The following is a 12,606-nucleotide window of genomic DNA, read 5'->3' as shown; positions in this document are numbered from 1 at the left end:
TCTCGGTTTGCAGGCAAAAGGGGTTCGGAATTTATAAATTCCGAACCCCTTTGAATTTTCGTCCAAGGTTTTGAGCTTGGGTATCTGACGCAATCCATTTCCTTCTTCATTAATTCCACCGATTGAACCAATTCTTGATCCTTTGTTTATTTTTCTCAAGTACCTCCTTCGATGTCCGGTTGTCTTTTTGTTTTTTCCATTCAAAGAAAGATGCAATTCCGATAAGCAGCCCTCCGCCGATGATTAAATACAGCCACCATGGCATCTCGCTCCACATCGAATTGGTATTCATATAGACATTGAATAAAATCGTCCCAGTCCCAGCGATGAAATAGGATTTGTATTTCATCATGAATCCAAAGAGCATTGCTGCCAATGACACGGTTCCGATAATGAGTGCATCATATAAGGTGTTTCCTGCCATTGCATCAATAATCAGGGCTAAAAACAATAGGAAAACAATCCCGCTTTCGATATATTGTGTGATTTTGCCTTTAACAAATATTTTCCTCAGCAGAGTGGTGCTGACAATGAACAGCGGCAGAATATTCACCTCCTCCTCAAATACAGGAGGAATCGTGAGCTGATCGACAATGACCCAATACGGATATAGGCTGAACAAAATCGCTGCTGCCATCTGGGATTTTCTTTCCAACATGCCTGTCGTCGTGCTTCTCATCAAAATGAAATAGGCCGGAATCAGAAGTGCCGCGATGATTTCCAAAATGATATGTGTCGGTCCCCCCGTCAAAACATCCATGTTCATGGCAATAAGAAACAGCAGACCATAGACTCTGTAAAAATCCAATTGAAGTCCTGCCCCGCCTTTATTAAGCAAGCCTTTAAAGTATTTCTTGCTTAGCAAGACCATTATGGCCGTACATCCAAGAAGGACTGCCGTTCCAACGAAAGGCTGTAATGAGTCCGCGTACATGATGATGATCCAATACGGATACAAACTGAGAACTCCCGTCAGCCAAACGTAGATGCCCTTTTCTTTTACATCCTTTGAGAAACTTCCAATCAAGATGAAGTAAACCGTGATCAAGAGCGAGACGAAAACCTGAAGTAACTGGCTTGATGTTTCAGTTGCTAGGATTCCCCTATTCATGGCCAGTAAAAACAGCAGGCCATATATCCTGTATGCATCGAGGGTAATTCCTGTTTCTTCCTTTTTGATTAAACCATCGAAATAACGCCAGCTTAAAAGCAGCATCCCTGACATACAGCCAAAAAGGACTAGCAATCCCATTACAACAGATAAGCTGTCGGCATAGCCAACTATGATCAGGAAGGGATACAGACTGACTAGTGCAGCAATATTGGAATAGATTTTCCTTTCTAGCTTTTCCACTGTCAAGCTTCTCAGGAAAATGAAATAAGCAGTTAACAGCAGCGATACAAAGACTTGGAGTAACTGATGTTTAGTATCATTAAAAACCTCTGCATTCATATCGATCAAAAAGAATAAACCATAAATCCTGAAAGGATCAAAGCTGATGATGCCTGATCCGTTTTTCTTGAGTAATCCGCTGGAATACAGCCTGCTTAACAACAACATTCCTGCCATACAGCCAAAAAGAACAGCCAAACTCATGACGATTGGAAGTGTATGGGCATAATCGATGATATTGATGAACGGGAAAAGGCCGATAATGGCCGCTATTCCCGAGTAAATGCTTTTTTCTTTCTTATAGATTGTGAATCTTCCTATCAGGATGAAGTAGCTAGGCAACAGCAGGGAAACAAAAATCTCCAAAATCACGGAATCTGAGTCACTCGTAAACACTTCCAGATTCAGAGTACATAGATATAGCAAGCCAAAAATCCGATAATAATCAATGACTCTCTTCGTTCCCTCTTCGTTGAGCAATCCTTTGAAAAGGTGTCTGCTAGCCATCAACATCACAACCATACATACAAGCAATACGATAAACGCCATAACCAGAGGCAATGTATTTACATACAAATTATAGAAGATGAACGCCAGGCTTAGAGGAGCGGCAACATAGTTCCGCCAGTTCCTTTGAATGAGCAGATACCAGGCAAACAAGAGCTGTACAGTCATCACTCCTACCCAGACTAACTCGCGGTTAAGTGGAAAGTCCCGGATCGCCGTTTCTAAAATGGATATGCTTATCCCTAAATGAATGAATGGAATAAGGTAATACTCCATGATGCCTTTCCAATTCTTATTGGATAACCCCCACAGAATGGTTATGAGTCCTGCTGTAATCATCATGCATATTGATGTAATGAATACTATTTGCTCGATGTTTACCACAAATAAATGGACCTGTAGGAAAAGGGTCGAAAACCCTAGGTAAGTAAAAACGTATTTTTCCCATTTCACATGTGCCCTTAAAGCATTCAAAATATAAATCAAGAGTTGTGCAACATATAGGAACGGTGAACTTTCCGTTTGGATGATGAGCAAATATCCAACAGGAATCGCCAGTAAATTGGCAAGGTGACTTGCGTAAATGAAATACAGTTTCCCATTTTTCGAATATTTCCCAAGCCATTCTCCTAATAGGAAAAAGATAATGGGGCCGAGCAACACGAACGCAATCCTCAGCTCCATTGAAGCAAAATCAAAAACATCGTAGAGTGAGGCATATAAGCTGGCACTTGTAATCACGACAGGCACCCAGAATATTTGCTTCCGATGTATATGGACGGACCAGCTGTTTATTGCAGTAGCTACGGCAATCACTCCGCTTACCTCCAAAGGATTCATTGAATCGAAGGGAATCGATATCAAGGAAAGGAAGGAAAGAATCTGTCCGCTATACGCAAAAACTGGAAACAATTTATGGTATCCCTTTTTAAATGTGTAAGCTGCACCGATGGAAATCAGTGAAACACCCATTAAATAGACGCTGAGCGGGATATTTGACCGAACCCATTCTAAACTCTCCGTCAAATATGGATAGAAAGCAACCAAAGCCAGTATGAAAGTGATTGGAAATCCGTATTTGGCGTTTTCCTTCATATGCTTTGATTCGTCTTTTATATAGGTGATGAAGAAAAGCCCAGAGATCATGGCGAGCTCTGCACTAACAGCAAGCCAAGCCATTTCGCTCAATTTACTGGTCAGTATCACTAGCATGATCATTGGGGAGATAAGTAAGATACTCTTCTTAAACAGGCTGTACCTTGGGTGACGGTTATATAGATATACTCCAAGATATTGAATGACCTGAACAACAAATAACAGATTTAAAATGGTAGAAAAAGAGATTGGCAAGGCAAAGAAAAGATATAGGAACGCTAAGTCGAAAACAACAACAGCCGGGTACGTGAAGCTTGAATTTCCCGAATGAAGGGAAACATAAGCAAGCTGGGCGGATACTAACATGAGCGCGATGAATATTTGCGCATAGTTATCCTGGTACACTATCGCGTTACTATATAAGAAAACGATCCCGCTCTCAATCAAACTGGTAATCATGAAGTTCTTCGAAAGGTTAGTCCTTTTGGCTTTAGCCAGATATTTCGATAGCATAGTAAAAATGATTGGAACAAGTGCAAATGCAATGATCATGTATTCACTTATAAACGAGTTATAAACAAGATGGATATATCCATACGTGAAAATGGCGCTAAAAGCCATTTCATAATATTTTTTTTGGAATTTGACCGAAAAAATCAAAAACAAAACTGAAAAGACCATCAGCGTTAGCGAATACACCAAGTTGCTTGAAAATAACGTCAGGATCACAAATGCTTCCACGATGAGCTTAAACTGGATGAATTGAAAAATGAATGGTTTGAATAGCGTTAAGGCTTTTTGATTTTTCAATTGCTCCATATTCCATACTAGTATTAAATTAAGAATGCCAATCGCCAAAAACATCCACTCGATAGTCGGCGTCACAAAAGCCAATCCGAAATAGCAGGTAATGGCAAAAGTGAATATTGAAATGAAAATGAATATTTTCGACTTGAAGTAGTCAGCAATCTTACAATAAATGGCTAAGCAAAGTAATCCCCCAAGAAATCCCAGAAGCCCCCGCCCATCACCATTAAGTGAAAGGTACTCTCCAAAAATCCGATAATATGAAGCTGATAATATCGTAATCGGAATGAACAGCCCCGCTAGCGTCAGGAATGCAAAAGCGGTTTGTTTAATTTTCAGCTTCGATGCGATGAAGGCCATCCCTGCAAAAATGACGGAAACCATTCCAATGAAGAAAACTTTCAGGACCGCATTCAGATCCCCCCATGAAGTGGTTGCTAAAATCAACCCGCCAAACAGAAGCAATATGACCCCAGTGAGCAGGATGACAGAAATATTCCGTTCCCTGATTTGTTCAGGTGTTTTCTTCGGCTTTGCCGGTTTTACCGGTTTCTCCAGCTTGATGGCCTGCTTTTGAATAACCGGTTTCCTATCATTGCTCTCCTTGACAGGTTCAAGGCTCTCCTCGAAACCAGATTCAGTAGGCGCTTCATTCAATCCACTGGATTCCCTTAATTGGAATGAAGATTCTTCGATCAGGCTATCCTGAATCCTCCTCTTATCGGCATTTTCACCGATTATCGTTTCAGTTCCATGGGTGGATTTCTTCTTTTCTTGCTCTAAGCGCTTTTGTTTATGGAGGGCTAATTGGAAATGCCGATTGTAAGCCCTGCTAATCCGGATATATTCTGATTTAGGGATGAGCCGCCTTTCCCATAATACATCCAGCTCTTCTTGGAAAATACGCTTCCTTCTTTCTAATGTCATTTCTTCGTTTGAAGAGTCATTCATTCCAAGCTTCCCCTTCCTTCAAATAGACCTTCTATCATCTTATGTATAATCTCTTTTCGATAATAACAAAGTTTTTCCATTTTTAAAATATTTAGGATAATACACAAAGGGTGTTCCTGTTGACTCAAAAAAAAAAAGAATGACTTCCATTGAAGCCATTCAACATCCTTATATTGATTTTCCTTTATCCTCGCTCCTGATGATGAATAAATAAACGATCATCGAAATGAAAATCGAGGCAGCCGCCGTGATATAGATGCTCCTATATCCGAAGAGGAAGCCAATCTGCCCGAACACGATGGCACCTATGCCCACGCCAAGATCGAAAAATGAAAAGTATGTGGCATTCGCCATCGCCTTCCGATTGGGTGCCGTCTTTTCAATCGACCATGCCTGCAGCGCCGGCTGAACAGAACCGAATCCAAATCCATAAAGCACTGCCGCAATGTAAAGTACTGCTTCACTCGGCATCCATGCAAGCAGCAGCATTCCAGCCATGATGAGTACCGTTGAAGGCACGAATACGGCTCGATGTCCCCTTTTGTCATATAGTCGGCCCGCGAATAATCTCGTGACCATAAGGGCCATTGCATATACTAAAAAGTACCACTGAATTCCATCTACACCTTTTTCCGCTGTATACAGAGGAAGGAAGGTTGCAATTCCACCAAATGTAACGGAGATGAAGAAAATGAGCAAAGATGGCTGAAGGGCACTTTTTTCATAAATATCGAACCTTTTGGCTCTGACAGCTGCCGAAGGATCACTTTCCACTTTTTGATACCGAATAAGTGATGCTGCAATGATGGCAAGCAATCCTAATAAAGAGCAGATTAAAAACAACTCTTGGAACGGAAGTACCGTAACTAGGAAAAGACCCAATGATGGCCCGAATGCCAGTGCTAAGTTACCCGATAATCCGTAATACCCCATCCCCTCACCCCGCCGTTTCGTAGGGATTATATCGGAAGCAATCGTTCCTGAAGCCGTTGAAGAAAATCCCCAGCCGACGCCCTGTACAATCCGCATCATGAATAACAAGCCGATGCTCCCCATGAAACCGAAGGAACCCACTGACAATGCAAAAATGGCTAACCCAGCAAGAAAAACGATGCGCCTTCCTTTCGTCTCCAATAATCTTCCGGCAATTGGCCGGACAAGCAAGGCCGAAAAAGTGAAGATGCCAAGGACAGCCCCCACAAGACGATCATCACCGCCAAGCTGTTCCACAAACAACGGGAGGGTCGGCATCGTCATTTGAAAACCCATGAAGATGCACATATTTGCCAAACAGATCATGATGAAATCACGTGTCCAGATTTTATCAGCCCCTCTTACCCGTTCATCCACTAAGGTTTCCCTCATATTCCTTCACCTTCTAATTATAATAGTCATTGCCAGTTTACTAAAATTGGTTAAAATAAGCGAATGATTTATTTCGTGTACCTAAATATATATATATAAATAAAAGCCCAATATGACATAGGGCTCCCCCTTTAACATTCCCACTTACCTTCCGTATGCAAACCAATAATTTAGATTCTCCATGCTGTAATGCATTAAACCATTGCATCTATTCATCCGTAACGGCTCTTAGCTGAAACGCATCCCTCCAGCATAATGGATTTTCCTTACATTCAAATTTTCATAAAACATCCCCTGAAACAACCATTCTGCAAGTGAAGAATGGTTCTACACCCTATCTTATTAAATTCCAAAAACATCTAAAAGGAAAAACTTTAAATGTTTTTCCTTATCTCCTTAAGAAAAGGGGATGCATAACTGAAAAAAGCCGATCCCAATTGGATCGGCTTTTCATGCTTCACGACTATTTCGTTATCTCGATTTTCCCATTATTCGTTTCCAATTTAACTAGATTTTCACCTTTGCCAATGACAGTATCACCCTCATACTTACCAAGGATATCCACTCTCCCATTGTCAACATGAACATCGAAAGTTGTATTCGTCGGTTCATTCTCCGTTTTGATCATGATTTTACCATTATTACTTTCGAGTTCGATCTCCCTATCCAAGTCTTTTGTGACTAATGTGATTTTACCGTTATTCGATGAACCAACTAGTTTTCCCTCCACATTATTAAGCTCTACTTTTCCATTAGCAGATTTCACTTCAACTTTTTCGGTTATTATATCATTTAATTCTACCCGGCCATTTTGAGATTTCACATTTAGATTTTCACTTTTCAATCCTGATATTTGCAATTTTCCATTATCGGATTCGGCGACAAAGGATTTATAAGATTCATCAGGCACATACACCTTTAAATGTAAGGATTGAATATGAAAACCAAAGCTAAACGTACGTCGATCCTTTAATTGTACCGAAAGCTTCTTCCCTTCCACATCTGCAGTGAAATCCAACTTGGAAACATCCATCCCTTTTGAAACCAACTCTATCCTGGTCTCCTTATCCTTCGTTGGCACGATCTCTACAGCTGCATTGTCAGCGTCGATCTGAATGTCCGTCACGATTTCCGAAATCGTTTTTTCCTCTGTAGTCGTTTCCTTATTCGTCATTTGGGAAAACGTAAACAGACTTCCTATTACCCCGATCAATAACAATACAAGTGCAATGATCGATAATTTTTTTACATTAATCATTTTTCAAACCGCCTTTCACAAGGGAAGCGTTAAATTTTAAATAGCGAATGAATCCTTTAGTTAAAGCACTCGTAGCGACAAACATTCCCATGGCAATGAAAATGCCAATCCCGCATAGTCCCAATGCGAAGAAAAGATCGAATAATTGAAAGTTACCTAACACAAGGTTAAACAGAGCGCCAAGCGGAGCAAGAATGAACCCTATCGCCGAAACCCACCCTGCAATGACAACTCCGATCAAGGCTATAAATGGTCCCAAAACGATCACTAAATTAAAGAACCCCAGACCAATGACTGCCCAAACTGCCCGCATAACATTACCTGCAGAAGTCGTTTGTTCAACCTGACCAAGATGATAGGTTGCCATCAGTTCCTTGGAGATCTGTTTAGGATTCCCAAGGGATTTGGAGATTTCCTGCTCTGACTTCCCTTCTTCCATTCCAATTTCGAAATACTCTTCGTAATCTTGAAGGATATCTTCCCGTTCCTCTAAGGAAAGTCTGGTTAAAGAGGCATTCAATTGTTTTAAAAATTGTTCTTTATTCATTGGTTCACACCTTCCTTGATTAATTGGTTGACCCCATTGGAAAATTCATTCCATTCCATCAGCAGTTCTTGAAGGTATCTCCGTCCTTTTTCGGTTAATGTATAATATTTGCGCGGAGGCCCTTCTGTTGATTCTTGCAAATATGTCGTAAAATACTCTTCCTTCGTCAATCGTCTTAAAAGTGGATATACCGACCCTTCCGATATTTCAATTTGATCCGAAATCTTCTGTACAAGTTCATACCCATAGCGATCCTGCTTATCCAGTAACACCAGAACACACAGTTCCAGGACACCTTTCTTAAATTGTACATTCATAGCACCTTCACTCCTTCCAAAAGTTTTTCAGTATAGTTTAATAAACAGTACTGAACACCGAACAATACATCTTATGTAAATAATTTACCACATGGTACTGTTCATTGCAAGGTACTATAAATATTTTTATGTCTTACACGCATTCTAATAAGGGTAGAAGAAAATTAGCATTATATTCAAAGCCGCAAGAGAATACGATGTATAATAGTAAAATGTGGAAGGAGGAGTTACTTTGGCCAACAAAGCAATAACAAAGAAGCAATTCGATTTTCTTGAACATGAATTTAATTACCTTGAAAAGGAAGGAGTCATCTCCCGGCAAGAGAAAGTGAGGATGTTAGGTTCCTATGATGTAAAAGGCAATTTGAACTTCATCACGATTCTATTATCCATTGGGGCACTTCTTTTAGGTTTAGGCGTATTGACCTTCGTAGCCAGCAACTGGATCTATTTAAGTAAAGCGGTTAAATTCCTGCTTATCATTGCATGCCTAATCGGAGTGAACTTTGCTGGCGTGAAGGTGCAGGCACGCTTTCCCAAAACGTCACGAAGTCTGCATTATGCAGGTATCCTGATCTTTGGTGCAGGGATATTTCTAGTCGAGCAGATGTTTAACATTAGCATCAATTTCAACAATTCCTTTTTATTATGGGCGATTGGAACGGTATTCATTGGATACTATTTGAAGGATGTTTTCATCCTCCTTTTTACATCTTTCCTGCTTTTCATTTATTTGAATGGAAGTATATTCGTTGATGAAACATCTTATCCGCTTGCCATTCTTGTGTTTCTACCGGCTTTATACATTCTGTTAAAGAAATTCGATTACCCTAATTATCTGACCTTTTTCATTAACGCTTTAGCCATCAATACAATTGCCTTATTTCTTATGGAATTCGTGCCGAAACTAGGGTTTGAAAATTCGAATACGATTGTCCTTTCCATCTTGTTTGTACTGGGTATCGTGCTTGCCTATATTCCGGTAAGATCCAAATTACAAAACATCACACACATACAAGGGCATATCTTACATGGTTTAACCGCACTCTTCCTTACCTTTGATTTCTCAATCTGGTTTCCTATAGCTTATTTCGTTTTTCTGCTTTATCTGATTCTAAAAGGCAGTTTGACCAGCATCGTAATAATATGTGCACTGATTTTCAGATATTACATCTACTCCTTTGACTTCCTGCCAAAATCGCTTACATTCATCATCGGTGGAATCATGCTCATCGGTTTTGGCTTCTTCTTTGAAAACCAACGAAAAAAAGGAGGGGAACTCAATGAGTAATCCATCATTCCGGCCACTCATCGTATTTTCCATTCCAGTCTTGATTTTGTTAATCTTGGCAGTTCCCCCGGTCTGGACAACAATGACAGGAGATGTAATCAAAATCAAAACAGCCCCGGTCGACCCGACTGATTTGTTTAGGGGAAGCTATGTGGCTTTGAAATACGAAATTGAATCAGTAAAGCCGTCGCAAGTCGATGACTCGATTAAAACCGAGTTCAATATAAGGAATATGGGTGATTATAAAAAGGTATATGTACGTTTAAAACAAAATAAGGATGGACTATATGTTGTCGATTACGTAACGAAAGAAAAACCCAGCGAAGGCGTGTACCTAAAAGGGGAACTGGAAGTCCCTTATGACCTGCAAAATGCTAAAACCATTCAGATCAGATACGGTCTGGACAATTATTTCGCATCCGAAGAAAAGGCAAAGGAAATGGAGAAGGAAGCATTGGCCAATCCTTCAGTGGCCGTCGTAAAAGTTCGTAATGGCCATGTTGTTTTAACCGATATCATCATTGAATGAATGGCCCCCGGATATGACTAGCAAAAAGAGCATCGGTTTTTCGATGCTCTTTTGTTTTCTGGACTATTATCATGTGAATTCAGATTGTTACTTAATGACCCGTTTTGCCCCTATATATTTTTCTTTCCAATATTCATCACTCATTTTGACCACTTTGACCCCTTTGGTGGTGGTCCCGACAAATGTGCCATTTCCATAATAGATTCCTACAAAAGAGACCTGCCCTTTCTTACCTGTCGCATAGAAGACCAAATCGCCCGCTTTCAAATCTTTTTGCTTCACGGCCTTTCCGGTTTTATACTGGTCCGCACTCGTTCTTGGAATCTTCATTTCTGTGGCGGCATTTTTATATACATATTGGGTAAGACCGCTAGCATCAAACCCTTTAGGGGTCGTTCCCCCATATTTATATTTGCTTCCCACCTGCTTCTTTGCCAAAGCGGCAACTTCATCACCATAATTGATAGAGGCTGAAGCATTAGCCGGACTGAATATGAATGCCGTCAATAATGCCCCTACTAAAACTATGGCTGCAAACCATTTTGAAACTGGTAAACGATAACTCATCCTTTTTCCTCCCCAAACTGAAAATGAACCACAATTTTAAATGTATGTTACATTTCAGTTTTTAGACCAAATCATTTTCGGCGATCGTCATCCCTGCAAAAAAAAATAACCAGATAACGCCGTTGTCTAGCTAATACGGTGCTATCTGGTATACTCTACTTTTCAGTAACTGAAAGAATAGTGTCCATTACTTAGGTTCCTTGTATTGTCGTGCATTTTCACTGTCACTTAAACCTTTAGTTGTATGATCGACCACACCGCCGACCCCAAAGAATGTAAGCGCTATGAAGTTAATGATGCCTAAAGCGCCGTTCAATGCATCATCAGTAATGGTAAAGCCTATAGGAGTAATGAAATTGTTTATGAACGCGGCAACCATCTGCGCCAATATTAAAAGCCCAGGAAGGAGTACAGTGAATATAAACGTAGGGTTCTTAAGACGCACTTTCCAGTTGATCATTGCTTTTCCCCCTCTCTATCCTATTAAGTCCGCTTCATGGAAGATTGTCGCGGACCTGCTATATTTTATGCGGCTTGTCCTTCTTACGTTCGGAAATTCCATTCATAATCTATCACGCTAGTTTCCCATAAACATAAAAAAAGCCCATCAGAGGATGGACCTTCAAAGTAGTTCTTAAAAACACTAGAGAGCGCCACACTTTAACAAGTAAGTAACAGCTTCCTCGAGCTCTATATACTCCCCGGTGTGCTCGTGATCGAACGTTCTTAAAATCTGAATACATTAAATGCTAGATTTTTCACACTCCATTTTTTCCTGCAAAAACACTCCGATCCGTTCGGCAGCTTCAGTCAATCTCTCGGCCGGCTGGACCAAGGCCATCCGGACATACCCTTCACCCTGCTTCCCAAAAGCATCGCCTGGAACGACCGTTACCCCTGCTTTTTCAATCAATGCATAGGCAAAATCCCGTGATTTCCAGCCAGCAGGAATTTGGGCCCAAATAAACATCGTAGCTGATGTTTTCGGTACATGCCATCCCCCTTCCGCAAGACCTGAAATCAAGGCATCACGTCGGGACTGGTATTCCTTAACCTGTTCGGATAGCAGCGAAAGATTGGAAGTTAGCGCCATTTCGGCAGCTTTTTGAATAGGATAAAAAACCCCATAATCGATGTGTGATTTCAGCGTTCCCAGGATGTTCAGCGCCTCTTGATTGCCCACTGCATACCCAATGCGACAGCCGGCCATATTAAAAGTTTTGGAAAGTGAGTTAAATTCAATCCCCACTTCCTTGGCACCAGGAATGGACATAAAACTAATTTGCGGATGATCATCAAAAATCAATTCCGAATAAGCAAAATCGTGAACCACCATTATTTCATTCTTTTTCGCAAACGATATAACGTCCGAAAAGAAAGTCTCATCAGCAAGGGCCGTGACAGGATTTCCTGGATAACTGATGATCATCATTTTCGTCTTTTTCAGTATTTCATCCGGAATTTCGTTGAGCTGCGGCAGGAATCCATTTTCGGCAGTAAGCGGCATCGGATGAATGATTCCGCCGGCAAGTTCCACACTCGCTTCATAAATTGGATATCCCGGATCTGGCACCAGCACATAATCTCCAGGGTTTATCATCGCCGTTGCCAAGTGTGCAAGGCCATCCTGTGACCCCATCAGTTGGAGGACTTCCCTTTCTGCATCCAGCTCCACTCCATAACGCATCCGATAAAAATACCGGACTGCCTCATGGAATTCAGGCGTACCTTTTAACGTATACCCGTAAGAATTGAGATCCTGCGCATACTTCACAAGCGTATCCACTACAAAATCAGGCGGGGGTAAATCCGGACTTCCTACACTCAAATCGATAACATCCAGCCCCCGTTTCATTGCATCCTGCTTGCGGGCCGCCAACTCTGAAAATATTCCTGTTGTGAATCTTCCGACTTTTTCAGATGGAGTCATATTCATTCTGCGATTCCCCTCCATTAATGATTTTCTATCTATCATTATA

Annotated in this window: 10 protein-coding genes; 2 read left to right on the top strand and 8 right to left on the bottom strand. The window is 40.9% G+C overall.

The features are described 5' to 3' along the window. Positions 1-109 precede the first annotated feature (109 nt). The 5 genes from AC2YHV_RS05745 to AC2YHV_RS05725 all read right to left on the bottom strand — a co-directional run bounded on the left by AC2YHV_RS05745 (position 110) and on the right by AC2YHV_RS05725 (position 8,240). On the bottom strand, positions 110-4,753 hold the full coding sequence (locus AC2YHV_RS05745) for a hypothetical protein (RefSeq protein WP_487372788.1): 4,644 nt from the start codon (positions 4,751-4,753) through the stop codon (positions 110-112). A gap of 168 nt (positions 4,754-4,921) precedes the next feature. Beyond that, positions 4,922-6,118 carry an MFS transporter gene (locus AC2YHV_RS05740; RefSeq protein WP_487372787.1) on the bottom strand — a complete coding sequence of 399 codons (1,197 nt, stop codon included), beginning with the start codon at positions 6,116-6,118 and terminating at the stop codon, positions 4,922-4,924. A 463-nt stretch (positions 6,119-6,581) separates the two neighbouring features. Beyond that, positions 6,582-7,376: a DUF4097 family beta strand repeat-containing protein gene (locus tag AC2YHV_RS05735; RefSeq protein ID WP_328144641.1), complete on the bottom strand. Its 795-nt coding sequence runs from the start codon at positions 7,374-7,376 to the stop codon at positions 6,582-6,584. After that, a complete protein-coding gene (locus AC2YHV_RS05730; RefSeq protein ID WP_063577354.1) occupies positions 7,369-7,923 on the bottom strand; it encodes a DUF1700 domain-containing protein in 555 nt (184 codons plus the stop codon). The genes AC2YHV_RS05735 and AC2YHV_RS05730 overlap by 8 nt, the downstream gene beginning before the upstream one ends. Next, positions 7,920-8,240: a PadR family transcriptional regulator gene (locus tag AC2YHV_RS05725; RefSeq protein ID WP_034305446.1), complete on the bottom strand. Its 321-nt coding sequence runs from the start codon at positions 8,238-8,240 to the stop codon at positions 7,920-7,922. The genes AC2YHV_RS05730 and AC2YHV_RS05725 overlap by 4 nt, the downstream gene beginning before the upstream one ends. Before the next feature lie 232 nt (positions 8,241-8,472). On the opposite strand from AC2YHV_RS05725, the gene AC2YHV_RS05720 reads away from it, so the two are divergent. Then, the gene (locus tag AC2YHV_RS05720; protein WP_487372786.1) at positions 8,473-9,531 is read left to right on the top strand and encodes a DUF2157 domain-containing protein; all 1,059 of its coding nucleotides are present in this window, start codon (positions 8,473-8,475) and stop codon (positions 9,529-9,531) included. Then, positions 9,524-10,060, top strand: a complete 537-nt coding sequence (locus AC2YHV_RS05715) for a GDYXXLXY domain-containing protein (protein ID WP_487372785.1) — start codon at positions 9,524-9,526, stop codon at positions 10,058-10,060. The genes AC2YHV_RS05720 and AC2YHV_RS05715 overlap by 8 nt, the downstream gene beginning before the upstream one ends. 87 nt (positions 10,061-10,147) lie before the next feature. Here the strand turns inward: AC2YHV_RS05715 and AC2YHV_RS05710 are convergent, their stop codons facing one another. The 3 genes from AC2YHV_RS05710 to AC2YHV_RS05700 form a co-directional block, all read right to left on the bottom strand. Beyond that, entirely contained in the window at positions 10,148-10,627 is a 480-nt protein-coding gene (locus AC2YHV_RS05710) for a C40 family peptidase (protein ID WP_034305456.1), read from the bottom strand. Between the two features lie 187 nt (positions 10,628-10,814). After that, complete coding sequence (locus AC2YHV_RS05705) at positions 10,815-11,087, bottom strand: phage holin (RefSeq protein WP_063577356.1); 273 nt, start codon at positions 11,085-11,087, stop codon at positions 10,815-10,817. 282 nt (positions 11,088-11,369) lie between these two features. Further along, positions 11,370-12,563 (bottom strand): LL-diaminopimelate aminotransferase, encoded by a 1,194-nt coding sequence (locus AC2YHV_RS05700; protein ID WP_487372784.1) that lies wholly within the window; start codon positions 12,561-12,563, stop codon positions 11,370-11,372. Positions 12,564-12,606 lie beyond the last annotated feature (43 nt).

The sequence above is a fragment of the Peribacillus sp. SRI_006 genome, assembly GCF_057586375.1.
This window is presented reverse-complemented; position numbering and strand designations above follow the sequence as displayed.